Source organism: Sulfurihydrogenibium sp. YO3AOP1 (assembly GCF_000020325.1).
GTDB lineage: Bacteria > Aquificota > Aquificia > Aquificales > Hydrogenothermaceae > Sulfurihydrogenibium.
This window is the reverse complement of the sequence record NC_010730.1, coordinates 760,085-780,998: the sequence shown is the minus strand read 5'-3', so window position 1 is coordinate 780,998 and position 20,914 is coordinate 760,085. Positions and strand designations below refer to the sequence as shown.

The following is a 20,914-nucleotide window of genomic DNA, read 5'->3' as shown; positions in this document are numbered from 1 at the left end:
GTAGAACTGTAGTATTTAGACAATTAAGACATTCGGGAGGAATGTGGCTTCATTTTGCTGGTAAAAACATCCTGATAGACCCAGGACCTGGAAGCTTAATTAGAATTTTTGAGAGAGGATTAGAACCAAAAGATTTAAACGCAATAGTTTTATCCCATAGACATTTAGACCATGTAGCAGATATAGCATCTGTCGTAGAGTCTGCCACAGATAGCAATAAAAATAAGTTAGATTTATTACTTGCTCCAATAGATGCAGTAGATGGAGATGACCCGGTTGTTTTAAAATACACTAAAAAAGGCTTTAAAAAAATTGAGATTACAGAGCTTGGAAAAATCATTGAATACGAAAATATAAAAATAAAACCCTCAATCAAGCACATACACCAAGGCGCAGATACCTATAGCTTACAGTTTGAATATAACAACAAAGTTTTTATATATGTAGCTTGTGGAAGATTTTATGAAGATATGTTATATGCCTACCCAGAAAATCCCGATGTTATGGTTTTTAACACTACATTTGTAAAGTCTAATTTAAATTATTATCATCTTTCTGCCGAAGATGTAGAAAGGATAATCAAAAAAGTAAAGCCTAAGCTAACTATTTTGACACATTTCAGTATACAGATGTTAAAGCATACACCTTCTAAGGTTGCAAAAGAAATGTCAGACAGAACAGGCTTAAAAGTAATAGCTGCTTATGATGGCTTAAAAGTAGATTTTTAGGAGTGTATAGTTGAAAGGTATAATCATTGGTGGTGGAATTATAGGACTTTCGATAGCAAGAGAATTGAACAAATTAGGTTATGAAATTACGATTTTAGAAAAAAAAGTGCTTGGAAGAGGAGCATCTTGGGCAGCAGGTGGTATGCTTGCCCCTCAAGCAGAAGGTTTAACTGGAGTTTTTCTAAATTTTTCCGTTGAATCCAGAGAGATGTACAAAGATTTTGTGCAGCAGATTGAAAAAGAAACAGGACATGAAGTTTCATACTATGAATGTGGAATTGTTTGTCCTGCTTTTTCAGAAAAAGAAATGGAAAATTTATCTAAAAGAGTAGATTATTACAATAGATTAGGCTTGGAATCAAAAATTCTTACTCGTCAAGAAATTTTAGATATGGGAATTAAAATCTCAAATTTTGTTATCGGTGGAGCTTTTTTTCCACATGATAAACAGGTTGATAATAGAAAGCTTGTTGTGTCGTTGGTTAAATATGCAAAAAATTCTAATATGACTGTGAAAGAGTTTACAGAAGTTAAATTTATAGAGGCTGATAATGGAATATTTCAAAGAGTGATCACAAACAATGGGACTTTTGAAGCGGATTTTTGTATTTTAGCTGCTGGAGCTTGGTCGGGCGAAATAGAACCTATTAAAGTTTTCCCAATTAAAGGACAGATGTTGTCATTCAAAACAAAAGAAAAAGGTGAAATTTCAAAAATCTTATATAGCAATAGAGCTTATATAATTCCAAGAAAAGATAGTAATTTAGTTGTTGTTGGTGCTACACAAGAAAATGTTTTTTTTAAAGAAGGAAATACGGTATCTGGGATATTTTTACTACTTAAAGGTTTGTTAGAAACTTTACCATCTACGAAAGACTATGAAATAACGGAAACTTGGTATGGATTTAGACCAGCAACCCCTGATGGTCTTCCTATTCTTGGAAAATCTGAGATAAAAAATTTATACTATGCTACAGGACATTATAGAAACGGAATATTGCTTGCTCCAATTACAGCAAAATTAATAACCCAATTAATTCACAAAGAAGAAGAATCACCTTATTTAAAAATGTTTGATTTTAGCAGATTTTATATAAAGGAGGAATAAAATTATGAAGATAAAGAATTATATTGAAAGTGGATTGAAAAATTTTATAGAAGATGCTCCTTCAGATTACAAAGAAATTGGGAAATGTAAAAGCGGTTGTCATGTGGTTAGTTTTTATATCAAAGAGGAAAATGGCAAAATTGCTGATGTTAAATTCAACTCATCAAAAAGATGTAAAAAATTACTTGCAGTTGCTGACTATGTTGCAGAGATTATAAAACAAAAAGGGAAAGTTGAGTTTAAAGATGAAGAAGTCTTAGAATTCTTCAAAGATGAAAAAGAAATAGAGAAAGTTAAAGATAGATTAGAGATTGTCAAAAAGGCATTAAACAAGTGAGTAAATGATCAAGTGAGTTAGGCGAGAAAACAGCATAGAAGTTAAGCATTAAGGAAAGTAGAAAAGAAAATAGAACAATGAAAATATAATATCCTCGATTTATAATGCTATAAAAGAAGCAATAGAAAGTATAAATCAGTACATAGGGATTTAATTCAAGAATGTTAAGAAAAAGAAATTACTCTAAAGGCTGTTCTAAATTTTAGCTAAGTTTAAAAATTAATTAGCCTTTTAATCGTCATTCTGAAGCCGTGCGAAGAATCTCTGCCTTTTCCCCTCTATAGTGTCATCCTGAGGACTTTGGTCCGAAGGATCTCCTCTTTTGATTTTTGATTTAAAAAGAAAAAACAGGAGATTCTTCGCTTCGCTCAGAATGACAGATTAAGGGTATAAAAGGACGGAGATTCTTACCTGTCGCTCAATAACTTAATCAATGAAAATTTAGACTCCCGAGACCTTTTTAAAGCCTCGGGATATTTTAAAGATATTATGGACAAGCATCTGTATGAGGAACTTTTCCAAGACCAATTAAGAAAGATTTGAAAGGTTCCATGAATTTCATTGCTTCAACTTTAGAACCTTGGAATGTCATCTTTTTCATAATACCCATTCCCATAAATCCAAATTCACCTTTTGCTAAAGACTTCCAGTTTTCGTCTGTTGCGTACATAACAAACTCTGGATTTGGGTCCTTAGCTTCGCCGCCATATATACATACCGCTTTTCCGTTTTCATACTTAATTCTAACCTCAACCTTTTTAGGTGGATTGCAATTCTCTCTGTAAAATTGGATTGTTTTATAGCCTTTTTGTTTATTTACGTTGTATTCTGCCCATTCTGCCATGACCGTTTGCATGTTTTTGTTCCAATACTCACAAAACTGCTCTGTCCACTTTGGACTCATCCACGGTTCTGCTGCAAAACTTGAAAAAGAAAGGGACAAAACCGTCCCTAAAACTGCTAATTTATTCATAACATCCCTACCTCCAATACCTTAGAACGACCATCTTAAAGCTATACCAACTTCATTTTGTGAGTTTTTAGCTCCAACTGTTGCGTTTTCAAGTGTATACCTTGTTGGAGGATTACCTGATGTTGCATCAACCGTATAAGACTGTCCACTTGATTCAACTTTTTTCTCAAATGCATGTACATATGCTAAATCGATAGCAAAATGTTTGCTAACTTGATAACTTCCACCAAGGGTAATATGGTGTTCTGTAATCGCCGGAAAACCAATTAGATTGAACCATTGAACGTTAAAGTCTGGGAAAGGTTGTGCTAAACTTGGTATATTATTTGTTGGCATCATTCCGTTCAATCCAGAATAGCTTCTGATTGGAGATTTACCATAGTTATAACCAGCTCTTAATTTTAATGCTGGAGTTACTTGATATTCACCACCAACTGCTATAACAGTTTGGTCTTTCCATTTAAATTGTTTATAACCATCTGCATCAGACCAGTTAATCCATCTTAAATCTAAACCAACTTTTAAGTTTGGTAATACTTTATAACCAATACCAGCTGCAACTTCTTGAGGTTGTTGTAATTTTAGGTCTTCATATGAACCATCGCCATTAGTATCAAATACATGCTTGTATTTCATAGATACAGGGGATTGATAGTTAAAACCTACTGTTAAATCTCCAACTTTATAACCTATACCTAATTGTGCGCCTACACCATAAGAAGATGACTGACCTCCGCCTGCATTAAAGCATTCATTTGGATCAATTAACCCATTTTGATTTAAATCTACACACATATTAGCACCCATATCAAGAGAACCCCATGCTAAATCAAGTCCTACACCAACAGATAAATTAGGGTTTACTTGATAAGAAACAGCTGGAATAATTCTCATAAACTGTAAAGTCGTATGCATATTTGCTAATCTCGGGTCTTTATCCCTATAATCTACACCCATACCAGAAACACCGTATGCAGCAATACCAACAACCACTTGATCATTTATTCTGTTTGTAATTCCTATCTCTGGAACAGTAAAGAAGTTTGCTCTTGAGGAAACATATCCAGTATCACCCGAGTTTTGACCATTGTATCTTCCCTTAACATCTGGCATAAATAAAATACCACCAAAGCTGACAGTAAAGCCTTTTTCTGAGTTCATCCATGCTGGGTTTCTAAAGATTGAATCAACAGAGCCAATTGGCATACCAACACCAAGACCACCCATCGCTTCAGATGCTGGAGTAACACCTATCATGTTATCTCCGTTTGTTGCCATTGCAGACCCTGCTACTGCAAGAATTGCAGCTGACGCTAAAACTTTTCTCATAATACTAACCTCCTTCTAAAAAATATATTTGCATATATTCAATACAAAAAATACAAAGTTGTCAAACACTAACTTAATGGGGGTTTTTGTAATTATTAAGATATTTGAATGTTTTAATAAATAAGAAGTATACTTAGGATGAGAAATCCAGGAAAAACAGGAGATCCTTCGCTTCAATCAGAATGACTCACTAGTGGTTTCCTGTCATCCTGCGGACTTTAATCCGAAGGATCACGTTTTTGGTATTTTAATATAAAATTTACTTCCTTTTCCTACTTGACTTTCTACCCATACTTTGCCTTTATGGGCTTCTGTGATGTGTTTAACGATAGATAGCCCTAAACCTGTTCCGCCGATGTTCCTACTTCTTGATTTATCAACTCTGTAAAATCTTTCAAACACAAGAGGAATTGATTCTGGTGGTATTCCTATGCCTGTATCTATAACGCTTATAATGTCATACTTTCCATCAGTTTTTGCATTTACTTCTACTGTGCCGTTTTGAACGTTATATTTTATTGCATTTTCAATTAAATTTTTTAGTGCTATGCTTAATTTTTGTTCGTCTGCATAAACTTCAAAATCTTTGGGAACATTATTTTTAAGTTTTATGTTCTTATCTTTTGTTAAATGTTGCAAATCTTCAAAGATGTCTTCAACTTGTTTGTATAATAAATATTTTTTCTTGTTTACCAAATCTTCTTGAGATTCGAGTCTTGCAAGTATAAGAAGGTCGTTTATGAGAGAGTCCATTTGATTTATTCTTTTTTTTGCCATGTCTACAAATTTCAGGATGTTAGAGTCTTTTATTTCCTCTTCTATTGTTTCCATAGCAGACTTTAAAACAGAGATTGGAGTTTTTAATTCATGAGATACGTTAGATACAAAGTCTTTCTTTGCTTGTTTGTAGATCTCAAATGGCGTTATATCTTGCAGATGAATTATTTTTTTGCCTTTAATGTGATATACATTTACCAAGTATTTACTACTATCTATATTTACTTCTAACTTTGTGTCTTTATCGTATTCATGGGAAATTATAGAATAAAGATAATTATCATTTATAACTTCTTTAAAATGTTTACCTTCGTAATCTGGAGTATTTAAAAATCTCTGTGCAAATCTATTTACAAATAAGATATTTTTATTTTCATCAACGACAATGACGCCTTCTTTTAAATAGTCAAGAAAACTTATTAGTATTTCATAATCTAAATGCTGGTCTTTTAGGGTATTACTTTCCATTTTCGTCTAATTCCTGATGTCTTAGCATTTTTCCTTCTTTCATGTAAATAACTTCTTCTGCTAAGTTTGTTGCTATGTCTGCAACTCTTTCTATGTTTTTAACAACGTCTATAAGTCTTAATCCAACTTTTATTGTTGATGGGTCTTCTACCATGTAAGTGTATAACTCTCTTATTATCTGGTCTTCTAATGCATCTATTATGTCGTCTCTCTTTATTACATCTCTTGCAAGATTTGTATCATTTTCTGCAAAAGCTTTTATTGCATCTTTAAGCATTTGTATTGTTAACTCAGTCATTTTTGGTAAATCTACATATTCTTTTAACTTTGGTTTTGTTAATATAGACTGGGCATGTTCTTTTATATTTTCTGCATGGTCTCCTATTCTTTCAAGGTCTCTGTTTACAAACAAGTCCATTGCGAGCATTCTTAAATACTTTGCCTCCGGCTGATATCTTGCCATGGTTGTTATTATCAATGATTCATTTTCTACTTCCATCTGGTCAACTATGTTTTCATTTTCTTCAACATATTTTAAATACCTCGGGTTATGCTCTATGATAGCTTTTATTGAGTTATCTATCATGTTTTCTACAATTTCAGCCATTTTTAAAAGCCTTTCTTTGATTTCATTTAATCTTGGTTCTATTAACATTTAACATCCTCCTTCATAGAGTTTTCGATTTTTTTATTAACCAAATTTACCTGAAACATAATCTTCTGTGAGTTTTTTGCTTGGTTTAGTGAATATAATATCTGTTAAATCAAATTCAATAAGCTCTCCAAGATACATAAATGCAGTGTAGTCTGAAACCCTTGCTGCCTGTTGCATGTTGTGGGTAACAATAATTATTGTATGATTTTTCTTTAATTCAACTATAAGCTCTTCTATCTTTGATGTTGATATTGGGTCAAGTGCTGATGTTGGCTCGTCAAATAGTATGACTTCTGGTTTTACTGCTATTGCTCTTGCTATACATAATCTTTGTTGCTGACCACCTGACAAAGAAAAAGCTGATGCATTAAGTCTATCTTTTACTTCGTCCCAGATTGCAGCATCTTTTAAAGCTTTTTCAACTCTGTCTTGCAGCTCTGTTTTGTTTTTAATTCCTTGAAGCCTAAGTCCATATGCGACGTTGTCAAATATAGACATTGGAAACGGTGTTGGTTTTTGGAATACCATACCGATTTTACTTCTTAAAATCATTAAATCTACATCCTTTGCAAGAATGTTTTTACCTTCAAATATTATTTCTCCTTCGTATCTGTTACCCGGGTATAAGTCATGCATTCTGTTAAAACATCTAAGCAGTGTAGTTTTACCACATCCGGATGGTCCAATTAGTGCTGTAACTTTTTTTTCATAAACCGGCATGTTTATATTTTTTAAAGCCTGTTTATTGCCAGCATAATAAAAATTTAGATTTTTGACTTGTAATTTTACATTTTCAGACATTTATGTTTGCCTCCTAAGAGTGTTTTTTCCTTTGGATTAAGTATCTTGCTGTGATTGATGCAATCAATACGAAGAACGTAAGAATGAAAGATGCTGCCCATGCTTGTCTGTGCCATTCGTCGTATGGTCCCATGGCGTATTGAAAGACTGTAACTGTTAAAGATGCCGTCGGTTGCGTGATATCGTAAGTTGTAAAGTTGTTATTAAAAGATGTAAATAATAATGGTGCAGTTTCTCCGGATATTCTTGCTACTCCAAGAATTACACCTGTTAAAACTCCTACTTTTGCAGCTTTTAAAACTACTTGAAAGCTAACCTGCCATGGCTGAGCTCCAAGGGCATATGCTGCTTCTCTTGTTTCCCTTGGAACTAATTTCATCATCTCATCAGTTGTGATTACTATAACCGGTATCATAAGCAATGCAAGCGCTACAGAACCAGCTATTCCCATAAAATGACCAACCGGATAAACAAGTATCGCATAAACTACTGCACCTATAACGATAGATGGATTACTTACCATTATATCAACTATATTTCTTGCAATTTTGAACACTTTTGAGTTTTGACCATACTCAGCAAAGAATATACCGGCTAATATTCCAATAGGCGTTCCTATCATAGTTCCAAGAACAGTAATGATTAAATGACCTATAAAAGCATGTTTTAATCCACCGCCTTCCATACCGGGTGGAACCGGGTCTTTTGTAAATAAATCTAAATTTATGTATTTAAAACCGTTAATAAGCAAATCTCCAAGTATCCAAAACAAGAAAAATAATCCAAGCAATGCAGAAAAACCTGACAATGTAAGGAATATGTAATTTTCTAATTTTCTTTTAACCATAGCTTACACCTTCCATTTCTTTTCTAATTTCAAAAGCATAATTTTAGAAAGATATAAAACAATAAACGACATTATAAAAAGTATTAATGCAAGATAATATAAAGAAGAAAGATAAATAGCTGTGTCTGCTTCTGTAAATTGGTTTGCCAAAGCAACGGTGATGGTTGTAAATGGGTCTAAAAGCGATTTTGGTATTTGATTTACGTTTCCTGCTAAAAATGTAACAGCCATCGTTTCCCCAAGTGCTCTACCGGTAGATAAGATTAATCCACCTGCAATACTTGACGCTGTGATAGGTATCATCACTTGTTTTATAACTTCCCATTTTGTAGCCCCAAGGGCATAAGCTGATTCTTTCATTATGGATGGAACCATATTAAACGCATCTTTAACAACAGAACTCATAAATGGAATTATCATTATTCCAAGAACGAGAGATGTTGTTAAGACATCAATTCCTGTCGGAGAACCTTCAAAAAGCTTTCCTATTAATGGAATTCCGCCAAGCTTTGCTTGAAGCCATGGCTCTATTTTTTCACCAAATAATGGAGCAATTACGAACAATCCCCACATACCATAAATGATGCTTGGAATTCCAGCCAAAAGCTCTATTGCAGTTGAAAAGATTGGTTTTAGTTTGTTTGGTGAAAGTTCAACCAAAAAAATAGCAATACCAATTGAGATTGGAGCAGCGAATAATGTTGATAAAAATGTTGCTATCAATGTTCCGACTATAGGAGCCAACCCGCCAAATTTAAGTGCGACCGGGTCCCAGTCGGTAGATGTTAAAAAGTTTAAAACTCCAAAGGTTTGGATAGCAAGATATGCTTCTTTATACAGTACAATGAATATAACTACCGGGAGTATAAAGCCTATAAAGATTGCTGCAAATCCAAGTATTATTTTTAAAAGTTTTTCTACAAGAAGCGCCCTTTTTAGTGCTGTATTTTCCATCCTTTAAGCTCCTTACTTTACTGTTTGTCATATAAATTTTTGTATAAAAATTTTTGTATAAAATTATAAATTAAATACACGTCGGGGTGAGAAATTAAAAAGTATACATTCTCACCTTTCTTATCATACTCCTACAGCGTGCAAAGAATCTCGTATTTTTATATTAAAAAACCCAAAAAGAAGATCCTTCGGACTAAAGTCCTCATGATGACAGGAAGCTGCCAATAGTGTCATTCTGAGCGACAGCGAAGAATCTCCTGTTTTCTATTAAAAAAATCAAAAGAAGAGATTCCTTCTAAAATCCTAAGGTTGGGCAAAGGTAAGGTCATATTTACATATACATTCTACAACTTAAAAAATAGAACGCTTTTATGTATAAAGAAAACAATAGGATTACTTATTCTTAAAAACAAAATTCTTAAAAACAAAAAGCCCCACCTTTTTAGAGGTAGGGCAAAATTGGAGGTTAGACATGAGAAAAGTATTACATCAATCCATTTTCTTTCCAGTATGATCTGATTAAATCTTTCACGTTTTGTGGTAATGGGATATAGTTTAATCTTGCAGCTTCTTGATCTCCTTTTGTAAATGCCCAGTCAAAGAACATAACTGCTTTTTTTGAGTTTTCTGGTCTATCTTTTGCCAGTAAAATAAATGTAGCTCCAGATATTGGGTATGAATTTTTACCCGGTTGGTCTGTTAATACTTCGTAGAAATGTTTCTTTTTGTCCCATTTAGCGTTAGCAGCTGCTGCTTGGAAGCTTTCCATAGATGGAGCAACAAAGTTTCCTTCTCTGTTTTTAACTTTTCCAGCAGGCATATTGTTTTGTTTTGCATAGATATATTCTACGTATCCTATTGCTCCTCTCATTCTCTTAGTGTAGTTAGCTACACCTTCGTTTCCTTTTCCGCCTACACCAGTTGGCCAGTTAACAGATGTTCCGTATCCAACCTTTTCTTTCCACTCTGGACAAACTTTTGATAAGTAGTTAGTCCAGATCCAAGTTGTACCAGAACCATCAGACCTGTGAACTACTGTAATTGGTCTATCTGGTAAATTTACGCCAGGGTTTAATTGTTGTAAGTATGGGTCATTCCATTTAGTGATTTTACCCATATATATATAACAGAGAGCTTTCCCGTCAAAGTTAAGAGGCTGTTTTACTTCTGGTAGGTTGTAAGTTGGAACTACTCCACCGATTACTGCCGGGAATTGGAGTAATTTCTTTTGGTTTAATTCTTCTGGTGTTAATGGAGCGTCTGATGCACCAAAGTCTACTGTTCTGTTTTCGATCTGTCTGATACCACCACCAGAACCAATTGATTGATAGTTAACTTTGTTTCCTGTTGCTTTTTCATATGCATAAGCCCAAGCAGAGTAAATTGGATATGGGAATGTTGCACCTGCACCTGTAATTGTAATTCCCGCTAATGCTGCGGTAGATGTTGCTAAAATTCCAGCTATTGCAAGCTTTTTCAAGCCTTTAACTTTCATCTTTTTACCTCCGTTAAATTTTTAAGATTATGATACTATGAAAATGTTTATTTTTTATTAATTTTTTGTTAAGAAATTTTAACAATTTCCCCTCTCCCTCCCACAAACATACAAAAAGCAGTAGGATTACCAGCTAAGCTCAGCTGTTATCATATATTTTGTTTTATCTTTGTTGTCTGGGTTAGTTCCTTTGTAATCATAATTGATAACGTTTGCAATCCATTTTACATATTTGTTCATAGTGTAAGCTACACCAAAATAGTAAGCATCTCTTTTGTTTGCTTTGACATCGTTATTTTGTGCATCTTTTCCGAGTGTTAACTCTTTCTTAAACTTCCAATGGTCATATCTACCGAATATGGACCAATCTTGAACTGGTCTTACTTCTGCGTTTATTGAGTATCCATCGCCTGCTTGTTGAGAAGATGAGTTATAATCTGTTTTTGCATATTGTGCTGCGATTAAGAACATTGGGTGGTTATAAACTGCATGGATGTGATAGAGGTTAAGATTTGTATGATTTGTGTATGTACCGTTATTATTATCATTATATCCAATGTTGCTTGCTAAGTGTAAAGAAATGTTTGCATACTGATCTTTTGTTGGATTAACTTTTTTATCTCCGTTTCCAAATACGTGATAAGTTACTCTACCTTCAAAAGAGTTGTGGAAGCTGGATGAGTTTTTAGAGCTTGTGTTAATCTTGTCGTAACCTTCTCCGTTAAACATTCCTACTTCAGAAGTTACATACGGAGTTTTTGTCTTGAAGTTAATTCCAAGGTCTGCCGATGGCCATAATCCCATACCATCTGAAGATTCCATAAATGTTTTATCTATAGACCTGTACCACCATCCAGAATGCTCTTCATAATCAATCCAAGGTGTATGAACTATACCAAACTCAAAGCCAGTGTGAGGAATCAAGTCTGAAATGTCTTTGTAGAGATAACCGTATTTAATTTTGAGTTTTAATGATTTGTCTGTGCTACCAACGTTATTTTCTTGAGCTAAATCAGTTGTAAATCTGATATAGTCTTTGTCTGAGATGTAAGCCTTTGTATCAAAGTAAAATCTTCTTGCTTCAAAATCGCCTGAGTCGTTAATTCCTGTGTATTTTTTCTTAGTAGTTTGGTAAGTATAACCCAAGTAAGCCTTTCCGCCAATTTCAAACTTCTTAAACTTACCTGTTAAAAGAGATGACATGCTACCTTGTTTCTCAAGTTTTGCCAACTTTTCTTTTGCTTCCATTGCTGTTTTGTCAATTTCAGCTTGGTATTTAGCCTTTTCTGCCTCTTCTTGTGCAAGCTGTTCGTCAATTGCTGCAGCTTCATCTTCTTTTAAGATACCCTTCTCAACAAGTTTTTTGAGAATGGGGTTCTCGATAGTTTGTGCGTTTGCAAGCCCTACAGCTCCTAAGAGAGCCATCACTGCTAAAGTTCTCTTCATTTAAATAACCTCCTCTGAAAATATTATTCGTAAATCACTATACCAAATGAATTTTAAGATTTAATGAAAGAATGGTTAAAATTTGTTAATAATTTTTTTAAAATTTCATACTTTGGTGAAGACTATTCCAAAAATCAACATTGTCGCTCCAAAGCCAGCGAAGAATCTTTTACTTTTACTGAATTTCTTGCCCAACGTATGGTTAGAATTTGTTAACAACTGTTTAAAATTTTATTAATCCCTTTCCAGGAATATATTGATAAGTTGCTGCTATTTCTTTATTTGAGTCTTTTTTATATTTGTCAACGCTTACTATTTGACACCTAGCAGATGATTTATCCATATCTAAAATAGAATATCCCCATACTCTATGGCTTAAATACTTTGTCCATGGGTTTTGTTTTATTTCTAACTGGGCATATTCATCGGCATCTTTAACTCCGTAATCTTACCACCAGTTGGCTTCTGCTGCAGAGATCGAGGATATTGCAGGAGTCATAAACTCTACTCCCACGATTTTCTCATAGTTTTCTTTAAATTCTGTAGGTATTTCTGCAATCAAGCCGGCGTGTCTATCTCCTGTAAGGGCTACAAATTTGTTTATATTATTTTTGTTTAAAAATTCTATTATCTCTTGTCTTTCTTTTATATATCCATCCCAAGCATCTAAGGAGCCATAAAGTCCGTTTATTTTTCCTTGTACAAATTGGACTTCATTAGCTACTATTTTCCAACTATTTCCTTGTTTTAGCTTTTCATAAAACCAGAATTTTTGATTTTCTCCAAGCATTGAGGTTTTATACTGGTCTTCACAACCTGCGGATGCGTATCTTTTATCGCAAGGTTGCGATGTTCTGTAAGACCTTTCATCTAAGCAAATCAAATGTGCTAATTCTCCAATTTTGAAATCTCTATAAATGATGATCCATTCTAAAGGATTTTGAGCGTTAAGATTTAATTTAGCCCTTGAAGGTGTATAAAAATACCATGCTAATATTGCAGCTTTTCTTAGGTTAAGAACTTTTTCTCTGTCATTTTCAAAAGGATGTTTTGGAAGTTTATAAAATCCTTTTTCGTAGTCAAATGAGTAATCGTTTGCATATTCATGGTCATCCCAGATATAGATAAATGGATGCATTGCTCTTGCAAGCTGATAATCTTTGTCTGACAAATATGTTGTATACAGATATTTATAATCTTCTAAATCAAGTGCAATACTATGACCTGATGGAAAAGCTAAATTTCTGCCGGGTACTCTTGGTTTGCCATAGATTCTCTCATAAATTTGGTCTCCAAGATGTAAGATAAATCCTATATCTTCATTGGCTAAATGTCTGTATGCTGTATAATATCCATCGGCGTAGTTTTGACAGGTAACAAATCCTATTCTGTAGTTTTCAACATCTCCAACCGGCAGAGTTTTAAACCTACCTACCATTGACGGAACGTCTGCGTATGTAAATCTGTAGTAGTAAGTCTGTCCTGGTTTTAGATTGTCTATTGTTAGCCTGATTGTGCAGTCTCTTTCTTTTATAATCTCATATCCGGGTATTTTTATGACTGATGATTCTTTCATCTCTGGACTTTGTGATATCTCTAAGATAAGGTCTTTTTTTAATTGGTTGTGGATATTTGGATTAATTCTCGTCCATAATATAATGCCATCCTGCGTTGGGTCTCCGCTTGCAATTCCAAGGTCAAAAATTTCTACTGCATCACTTGCCAATACTTCAAGGTTATGTGTAAGTAAATATAAGGTTGATAATGATAAGCTTATAAACTCTCTTCTGCTTAAAAGCATTTTGCTTCTCCTTAGTTTAGTTTGTATTCTATCTCTAAATTTAGTGTCATAGGTTTTCCTTCCGGTGGTGGCGGAAATTTTAAGCTCTTTAAAAGCTTTAAAGTTTCTTTATCTAAGATGTTACTGTCGCTTGACCTAACAAGTGATACATCTTTAACATTACCATCTTCGTCTATGGTAAATCTAACTAAAACAGCTCCCTCTTCTTCCCTTCTTTTTGCTTCTTCTGGGTATCGTTTTTTGGATTCTATGATTTTTCTAACGGTTGCGTAATATTGATTAAGTGCTGATTTATCAGGCTCTTTTGGTAGTGGAGGGGGTGAAGGTGACTCTTCATGCTTTGGTGGGGGTGGTGGTTGAGGTTTTTTTATTTCTGGTGGTTTTTCTACAATTTCTTGTTTTTTAAAATTGTGTTTTGACTCTTCTTTTATTGGTTCTACCGGTTTATCCTCTGTCTTAACTTCTTGCTTCACTTCAATTTTTTGTTTCTCTATCGGTTTTTTATGTTCAATAATCTGTTGTTTTGGCTGTTGTTTTGGCTTATGAGTTTCTTTTTTAACTTCTTTTATAATCTGTTTTTTGGGTTGCTCCAGTTTCTTAATTTCCTGTTTTTCTTCCGGAAGTTCAACTATTTCTATAAAGGTAGTTGGTTTTGGTGGCTCATGAAGCTTAATATTAAAAATTAGATAAGTTCCATAGGCTGATAATGAAGAAAAAAGCAAAGAAAAAATAAATGAAGCCGATTTTTTATCATCAGAAAATTTCATTTCTTTTCACCGGCGATAGATATTTTTGTTATTTTGTTTTCTTTAAGAGTGTCTATTGCTATCATCAGAGATTGAGCTGTTGCGTCTTTGTCTGGAATTAGAATAACTATAGCTTCTTCCGGAGATTTAACTGTTTTAAGATACTGCTTTAATGCTTCTAATCCCGTTCCGAATTTTTCTGTTTTAATATTTCCTTCTTTGTCTATATACACTTTCAAAGGCTCGTTAATTTGGTTTTGTTCTACCGTAGATGATGTAGGGAGTTTAATATTTTGATACAACATAGGCAGTACATTAAGAGTATAAAGAATGAAAAAGGTGAGTAGAAATAGCATAACGTCTATCATAGGAATTATTTGAATTTCTTCCTTTTCGTTTTCCTGCTCTTCAAGAAGGTAAAGCAATGAAAGCTTTTTATGCTTGTTCATTCAAAACCTCCATCAATATCCTGCTTTTAATCTCTTCTTTCTTTTCTTGGATTTTGGAATTAAAGAATTTGAACCATAGATAAAACCATAATGATAATGCTATACCTATTGCAGTAGCAACAAGGGCTAATCCAATTGCGGCGCTTATTTCTCCGGCTCCCGATACACCTTTTTTACCAAGCTCTTGGAAAGCTATGATAAGACCTATTACAGTTCCTAAGAGTCCAAGTAGCGGTGATGTAGTAGCTGCAAAATCTAAAAACCATAATCCTTTTTTAAAATCTTTAGCCCAGTGGAGGGCATCCACCGGGTTAGTATTTCCGTTTGACTTTTTCATCATGAAAAATTTCTGAAATATGATAAAGTTCCCATACACAAAAACAATAAACATTAGCACGAAGATTGCTGATTTAATCTCAACCATTTAAAACCTCCCGTTGATTCCAAAAGATATAGTGAACGGTGTTCCTGCGTAGTAAGTACCTGACGCTGTCCCTGGACTTATTCTACCTACGTATTTTTGATTTGTTAAGTTGACTACGTCCATGTAAAGGTCAAAGTATTTATAAATCTTTCTTGTAGCCGATAGGTTTACAATTGCGTAGTTATCAACTTTTTCTGTATTTGTGAAATTACCATATCTTGAACCTATAAACTGGATGCTTGGAGAGACTTTAAAATCGTATAGATTAAAACGAGAACCTAATTTGACCATATACCTTGGAGTGTCTGGAACGCTGTTGTCTTTAATGTCATATTTAGTGTTTCCATCATAAAACACATCGTCTTTAAATTTGGCTTCGTTGTATGAGAAGGATGCGTAAATGTTAGTTTTTGGCATAGGATTTGCTCCCACTTCTAACTCAAACCCTTTAGCATCAACTTTTCCGGCGTTTCTAATGTATAGTAAATTTGGGTCAGTTGGGTCAGCAACTCTGATTAATCTGTTTTTGTATCTTACAATATAAGCAGTTGGAGCAATGTAAAATTTATCGTAAGTTAATCTTGCACCTAAATCATAGCTATCAGACTCTTCAGGCTTTAGTTGGTCAGCTACAAATTGCGCTGATCTGCTTGTCGGTATAGTTCCCAAAAAATTCTGAGGTACTCTAAAGTTCTTAGCATAAGAAGCATAAAGATATAGATTGTCTAAAACGCTAAATCCTAATCCAATGTTAGGTAAAGTTTTTTTGTATGTTTTTTCGTATGATGTAGTTTGATTTTTGGTTAATCTTGGGTCGTCGTAAACACCATCCTCTGGATAATAAGGCAGTCCAGTCGTACTATAATCGTTAAACTTTCTTTTAATGCTTGCAAATCTAAAACCGAGGTTAAAATCTAATTTACCTAAAAGCTCTTTTGATTCAAATGAAATGTAAGGAGTATTTGTTGTTGTCTTTGTTCTTTGAATATAGTTGTATCTAAAAGATGTAGAATTATTCAATGTATAAGTACCATCTGAATTTATATTTACCAATCTTGATGGTTGCCATTGTTTTAAGTCTGCGTATTCATACCAGTATCCTAAAAAAAATTTAGAATTATACGGTAAATCCACCTTTAACTCGGTTGTAAATCCTGGTCTATCTGTATAGTTAAAAGATTCTCTAAAGAAAACATTAGATCCAGAAGATGTTGCACTCGTTCCGCTTCCTCTACCAATCCACATGTAAGGCTTAAAATTAAGGGATATCTTATCTGTAAAGTTAAGATTAAAGATGGCTCTATATTGCTGGTTTGTATAAGGGTTTTGGTAGAATTCATAGTACTGTGTGTTATTGGCAGTATTACCCGGGATTAATTTATTAGTATAATCTCTACTTCTAAAAATATTTCCGTCTTTGGTTTCTGCGTATGTAAACGGTCTGTAGAAATAGTTTAATTGAACGTTTCTGTCATAGTAAAATTCATAATCAAGAATTCCGATTGTTTCTGCTATTCCTAAGGTATAGTGGTCTCTGTACTGAGGTGCACCACCAGGCCCTTTCCATTTATCAACTTCTGTATGAGAATAAGAGAAGAATATTTTTGGAAGGCTTTTATTTCCAAATAAATATCCTGTGTCTAATCTGTAAAATGCTCTTTTAAAGTTATAAGAACCAAATTTTAGACCAAATGAGTTTGTAAATTTACTTCTTGGTGGAGCAGTTCTAACCTTCAAAGCACCGCCAATTTCTGTATAGAAAGGAGACCTTTTGTTCACAGAACCTCTTGTAATAGTTATAGTCTCAAGATTTTCCACATCTGCATACTCATGAGGATAAAGGGCAAAGTTTCCTGAGTCGTTTAGTGGCATGTCATCAATAGTTACTCCAATTTGAGTATTGTCAAAACCTCTTATTCTTACACTACCACCACTAAGTCCATATGCATCATCGGTTTGAACGTTTACAGATGGAGTAAGTTCAATAGCCTTAAAGATGTTAACCGAACCAGCTCCGGCTCTTGTTTGAATCTCTTCTTTTTTTACTGTTGTTTCGGTAGCCGGTACATTTTTCTTGATTTCAATCGGAAGCTCTTTTTCTAAACCTGTTTGGTCTTCGACTTTAACTTTTAAAGTTGTTTCTTGTGCATAAACAAAACTACCACTTACCATAGCAGCATAAAAAAGTGCTAAAGCCTTTTTTCTTTTCACAGCATTTCCTCCTCTTTGATTAAATTTTTGTCTATTTTAAAGATAGAGTTTTAAGATTTAATGAAAGAATGGTTAAAATTATTTAAGTCTACAAGAGATAACATTTCAAAATCTTAACTTTATTTTCATAAAACTTTTACATTTCTATGTTAACTTTATAATCAATTATTCACTCTGGAGATGTAAAAATGAATAAAAAAGAATTGATCAAGATAGTTGCAGAAAAGATCTATCACATTACTGGCAAAGATGATTCAAGAACTGCTCAAAACTGGATTGACGCTGAAGAAATAGTGAATATGATTCTTGAACATTGCAAAAAAGAAGAGAAAATAGAAGAAAAGCCTAAGAAAGGAAGAAAAACTAAAAAAAAGTGAGAAGTGAGAAAGTGAGTAGGTGAGAAGTTAGATAATTCACTTTTTCGTATTCGTTGCATGAAAAAATTAAAAAATTAGCAATTCGCACACTCGATCTAAGGATTGATTATTATTAATTTACTTATCATCCTGAAGGAAGCAAAGACTTTATCTTTAAAAAATGATGGGCGATGAGTTTTTTAAAGTCTTATAGATTTCACTCATCACCCGTCTCTATCTAAGCCGCTCATTATTTATAAATAAATCTCTAATCCATCTTTTCTTTTAACTTGTATAACTGCTGGTCTTGGGATTGGACAGTTGTCGTTTAGATATGGCCATTTTGTAGCATCTAAATCTCCTTCTCCTGGATGTTGGATTGCACAAAAAAATACTTTATAGTCATCTGAAAATTCAGGACCGCATATTTCACAGTTTGGCACACCTGATAAAAACATCTTTAGCTCTTTTGTAAATGGATTTAACACATAAACACCATCATTTGATTTTAGTCTATCTAATCCAGGATTACCGTCAGTTGCTATCCATACATTGCCGGCTTTGTCAATGGCTATGTTATCCGGTGCTGATATTGGTGGAACATCAGACTTAGCAAGCTGTCCGTAGATAAAAAGCTTGTTATTATAGGAGTTTGCTTTTGGGTCCCCACACATCAAAGCTATTCTCCAATTAAATTTTGTTGAAGTAGGATTATGATTTTCTTCAATGATTTCTATAATATGTCCCATTGTATTTTCTGGTCTTGGGTTTGCTGCGTTTGTTTCTGATGCTTTTCTTTTTTCATTGTAAGTCATGGCAGTAAAAACAGATTTAGTAATATGGTTATACTCCACGCCTTCCGGTCTGTCCATTTTTGTAGCGTCTAATAAATCAGCAGCCTTTCTTGTGTTAATGAAACATAAAGCAGGGTCTTCTTGGAATACGTTTGGTAGCTTTGGATTTGGCTTTATTATATACTTTCCATTTTCTAAGTAAGCTGATGCAATTTCTACCCATTGCCCTGTAAAGTCATCGTTAAGCACAGCCACGTATAGCGTTCCTTCATCTAACAGGTTAAGATTTTTCTCTCTATCATTTGGGTCAAACTTGTTTTTAGTTACAAATTTGTAAAGATACTCATATCTTTCATCATCTCCCATATAAACTGCTACTCTCCCATCTTTCCCGATAGCAGTATTTGCCGCCTCATGCTTAAACCTTCCAAGGGCTGTTCTTTTAATCGGTGGTCTGTTTGGGTTTAATGGGTCAATTTCCACAACCCAGCCAAATCTATTTGCTTCGTTTGGTTCTTTTTCAACGTTAAACCTGTCATAGTATTTGTAAAATCCGTAATAACCATGATATTTAATATCCGGAACGCCGTATCTTTGATGGATTTCAACAACTTTATAATCTGTCATTTTTTCTGGGTCTATGTTTTCTAAATCTCCTCCAAAGTAAGAATGGAAGTTTTCTTCACAGGATAAAACCGTTCCCCATGGAGTTTTTCCTGCTGAGCAGTTGGCAATAGTTCCATACACAAACTCGCCGTTTGGGTCGTAAGATGTTTGGAGAAGTTTATGTCCTTTCGCAGGTCCGGATATTAAAGCTTTTGTTTCTGCTGTTATTCTTCTGTTGAATTTAGAGCCTTTTACATACTCAAAAAATCCAACTTTATTCTTTTTAATCTCAACTATAGAAAGCCCATGGGCCTGAATCATAAAATCAACTTCTTCTTTCGTTGGCTGATTTCTTAGAAAGTAATCCTTAAACATAAGTTCTGGGTTAGTGTACTCATGATTTACAACCAAAAGAGTTTTATCTTTAAAGTTAAAAAATCCTACAAAATCATTATTGTATCCAAAGCAGTACTTTTGCCTTTCAACATCGTAGTTAGATACTTTTTCAAAAACATTCTGATAGTTTATTCCATCGTTGTTATCTAACGGGTCTCCCCATTTGATTAAAATTTTCCATTCATAACCTTCCGGAATTGTTATTTCATCTTTTGTATTAGGATAAATGGTTATAAAAGATAGGTTTTTATAGTTTTTTACAGATGTTTGAATATCCTTAGAATATCCAATGTTAAACAGTCCAGAAAGCCCTAATATCCCGCCAATCTTAAATAAATCTCTTCTTGATATGGCTTTTTCTAAAATGTCTCCAAAGTAGTTATCCATTATTTAAGACCTCTCAAAGTTATTTTATAATTAGAGATTTTGCCAATTTATCTTCTAATTGATTATTTAATATATTTGCAACTATATTTATTGCCTCTAATGGGTTTGACATGGGTTTACAGTAAAAAAATCCTTGATGGTAATTTATGCCTAAATCTGACAGTATTTTTGCCTCTTCAAAACTTTCAATACCTTCAGCTATCAAGTAAGTATCAAATTTATAGGCTAAAAAATTCATAACTTCTAACATTTTAAGCTTTTTTTCATTCTTGTCAGCATCTTGTATTAAAACACTTGCTAACTTTAAAAAGTTGAAATCTATATAAACCAATCTATCAAAGTTAGAATGCTCTGTTCCAAAGTCATCTATGGCTATATTAAGACCAAACTCTTTATAATTTTTTACAACGCTTAAAAGGTTTTCAGTAATATTTATTTTTGCTTCGTTTATTTCTACAACTACTAACCTTGGATTGATTCCATAGTAATCTAATCTCCTTTTAATCCAATTTGTACCTATAGAAAAAGAATCTACAGCTTCACTGCTAATGTTTACATACAAAAAATAATCCTTATCAAGACCGAACTCTTTGTATTTTTTAAAAGCAAGCTCTCTGCAAAGCCTATCGAATTCTGTTATTACTTTATCCTTCTTAGCTTTTTCGAATAATATTTTTGGAGACAGAATTTCTCCATTTTCTCTATTGATTCCACGAATCAGACTTTCAAAGCCTACAACTTTCATGTTTTTCATATCTACTATTGGCTGAAAATACGCATCTAAATTTTCAGGATTAAAGATATCTATCATTGAAAGACTCCTTTT

The 20,914-nt window shown here is 33.6% G+C and carries 20 protein-coding genes; 4 read left to right on the top strand and 16 right to left on the bottom strand.

Annotation, left to right across the window (positions count from 1 at the left end):
* Positions 1–41: 41 nt before the first annotated feature.
* The 3 genes from SYO3AOP1_RS03885 to SYO3AOP1_RS03875 are packed head-to-tail and all read left to right on the top strand — an operon-like array spanning position 42 to position 2,173.
* Positions 42–728 (top strand): MBL fold metallo-hydrolase, encoded by a 687-nt coding sequence (locus SYO3AOP1_RS03885; protein WP_049751895.1) that lies wholly within the window; start codon positions 42–44, stop codon positions 726–728.
* Between the two features lie 10 nt (positions 729–738).
* The gene (gene thiO, locus SYO3AOP1_RS03880) at positions 739–1,836 is read left to right on the top strand and encodes a glycine oxidase ThiO (RefSeq protein WP_012459460.1); all 1,098 of its coding nucleotides are present in this window, start codon (positions 739–741) and stop codon (positions 1,834–1,836) included.
* A gap of 4 nt (positions 1,837–1,840) precedes the next feature.
* Positions 1,841–2,173 carry a nicotinate phosphoribosyltransferase gene (locus SYO3AOP1_RS03875; RefSeq protein WP_012459459.1) on the top strand — a complete coding sequence of 111 codons (333 nt, stop codon included), beginning with the start codon at positions 1,841–1,843 and terminating at the stop codon, positions 2,171–2,173.
* Between the two features lie 487 nt (positions 2,174–2,660).
* On the opposite strand, the gene SYO3AOP1_RS03870 is transcribed toward SYO3AOP1_RS03875, so the two are convergent.
* The 14 genes from SYO3AOP1_RS03870 to SYO3AOP1_RS03805 all read right to left on the bottom strand — a co-directional run bounded on the left by SYO3AOP1_RS03870 (position 2,661) and on the right by SYO3AOP1_RS03805 (position 17,549).
* Positions 2,661–3,146 (bottom strand): SCP2 sterol-binding domain-containing protein, encoded by a 486-nt coding sequence (locus tag SYO3AOP1_RS03870; RefSeq protein ID WP_012459458.1) that lies wholly within the window; start codon positions 3,144–3,146, stop codon positions 2,661–2,663.
* 21 nt (positions 3,147–3,167) lie between these two features.
* Entirely contained in the window at positions 3,168–4,475 is a 1,308-nt protein-coding gene (locus SYO3AOP1_RS03865) for an outer membrane protein transport protein (protein WP_012459457.1), read from the bottom strand.
* Positions 4,476–4,706: 231 nt separating this feature from the next.
* On the bottom strand, positions 4,707–5,720 hold the full coding sequence (locus SYO3AOP1_RS03860) for an ATP-binding protein (RefSeq protein ID WP_012459456.1): 1,014 nt from the start codon (positions 5,718–5,720) through the stop codon (positions 4,707–4,709).
* The gene (gene phoU, locus SYO3AOP1_RS03855; RefSeq protein ID WP_012459455.1) at positions 5,710–6,375 is read right to left on the bottom strand and encodes a phosphate signaling complex protein PhoU; all 666 of its coding nucleotides are present in this window, start codon (positions 6,373–6,375) and stop codon (positions 5,710–5,712) included. Before phoU ends, SYO3AOP1_RS03860 begins: the two co-directional genes overlap by 11 nt.
* A gap of 36 nt (positions 6,376–6,411) precedes the next feature.
* Positions 6,412–7,176, bottom strand: a complete 765-nt coding sequence (gene pstB / locus SYO3AOP1_RS03850) for a phosphate ABC transporter ATP-binding protein PstB (protein WP_012459454.1) — start codon at positions 7,174–7,176, stop codon at positions 6,412–6,414.
* Positions 7,177–7,189: 13 nt separating this feature from the next.
* On the bottom strand, positions 7,190–8,023 hold the full coding sequence (gene pstA / locus SYO3AOP1_RS03845) for a phosphate ABC transporter permease PstA (RefSeq protein WP_012459453.1): 834 nt from the start codon (positions 8,021–8,023) through the stop codon (positions 7,190–7,192).
* A gap of 3 nt (positions 8,024–8,026) precedes the next feature.
* On the bottom strand, positions 8,027–8,977 hold the full coding sequence (pstC, locus tag SYO3AOP1_RS03840; RefSeq protein ID WP_012459452.1) for a phosphate ABC transporter permease subunit PstC: 951 nt from the start codon (positions 8,975–8,977) through the stop codon (positions 8,027–8,029).
* A gap of 484 nt (positions 8,978–9,461) precedes the next feature.
* A complete protein-coding gene (pstS, locus tag SYO3AOP1_RS03835) occupies positions 9,462–10,472 on the bottom strand; it encodes a phosphate ABC transporter substrate-binding protein PstS (RefSeq protein WP_012459451.1) in 1,011 nt (336 codons plus the stop codon).
* A 126-nt stretch (positions 10,473–10,598) separates the two neighbouring features.
* Positions 10,599–11,918, bottom strand: a complete 1,320-nt coding sequence (locus SYO3AOP1_RS03830) for a hypothetical protein (protein WP_012459450.1) — start codon at positions 11,916–11,918, stop codon at positions 10,599–10,601.
* A 448-nt stretch (positions 11,919–12,366) separates the two neighbouring features.
* Positions 12,367–13,719 carry an alkaline phosphatase D family protein gene (locus SYO3AOP1_RS03825; RefSeq protein ID WP_012459448.1) on the bottom strand — a complete coding sequence of 451 codons (1,353 nt, stop codon included), beginning with the start codon at positions 13,717–13,719 and terminating at the stop codon, positions 12,367–12,369.
* Positions 13,720–13,730: 11 nt separating this feature from the next.
* Positions 13,731–14,486, bottom strand: a complete 756-nt coding sequence (locus tag SYO3AOP1_RS03820) for an energy transducer TonB (RefSeq protein ID WP_012459447.1) — start codon at positions 14,484–14,486, stop codon at positions 13,731–13,733.
* Positions 14,483–14,914, bottom strand: a complete 432-nt coding sequence (locus tag SYO3AOP1_RS03815; protein WP_012459446.1) for a biopolymer transporter ExbD — start codon at positions 14,912–14,914, stop codon at positions 14,483–14,485. The genes SYO3AOP1_RS03820 and SYO3AOP1_RS03815 overlap by 4 nt, the downstream gene beginning before the upstream one ends.
* On the bottom strand, positions 14,901–15,338 hold the full coding sequence (locus SYO3AOP1_RS03810) for a MotA/TolQ/ExbB proton channel family protein (RefSeq protein ID WP_012459445.1): 438 nt from the start codon (positions 15,336–15,338) through the stop codon (positions 14,901–14,903). Before SYO3AOP1_RS03810 ends, SYO3AOP1_RS03815 begins: the two co-directional genes overlap by 14 nt.
* Positions 15,339–17,549 carry a TonB-dependent receptor gene (locus tag SYO3AOP1_RS03805; protein WP_012459444.1) on the bottom strand — a complete coding sequence of 737 codons (2,211 nt, stop codon included), beginning with the start codon at positions 17,547–17,549 and terminating at the stop codon, positions 15,339–15,341.
* Between the two features lie 188 nt (positions 17,550–17,737).
* Between SYO3AOP1_RS03805 and SYO3AOP1_RS03800 the strand changes: the two genes are divergently transcribed.
* Positions 17,738–17,926 carry a hypothetical protein gene (locus SYO3AOP1_RS03800; RefSeq protein ID WP_012459443.1) on the top strand — a complete coding sequence of 63 codons (189 nt, stop codon included), beginning with the start codon at positions 17,738–17,740 and terminating at the stop codon, positions 17,924–17,926.
* Between the two features lie 233 nt (positions 17,927–18,159).
* On the opposite strand, the gene SYO3AOP1_RS03795 is transcribed toward SYO3AOP1_RS03800, so the two are convergent.
* Together SYO3AOP1_RS03795 and SYO3AOP1_RS03790 are read right to left on the bottom strand one after the other, a co-directional pair.
* Complete coding sequence (locus SYO3AOP1_RS03795) at positions 18,160–20,088, bottom strand: PhoX family phosphatase (RefSeq protein WP_012459442.1); 1,929 nt, start codon at positions 20,086–20,088, stop codon at positions 18,160–18,162.
* A gap of 19 nt (positions 20,089–20,107) precedes the next feature.
* On the bottom strand, positions 20,108–20,899 hold the full coding sequence (locus tag SYO3AOP1_RS03790) for an EAL domain-containing protein (RefSeq protein ID WP_012459441.1): 792 nt from the start codon (positions 20,897–20,899) through the stop codon (positions 20,108–20,110).
* Positions 20,900–20,914 lie beyond the last annotated feature (15 nt).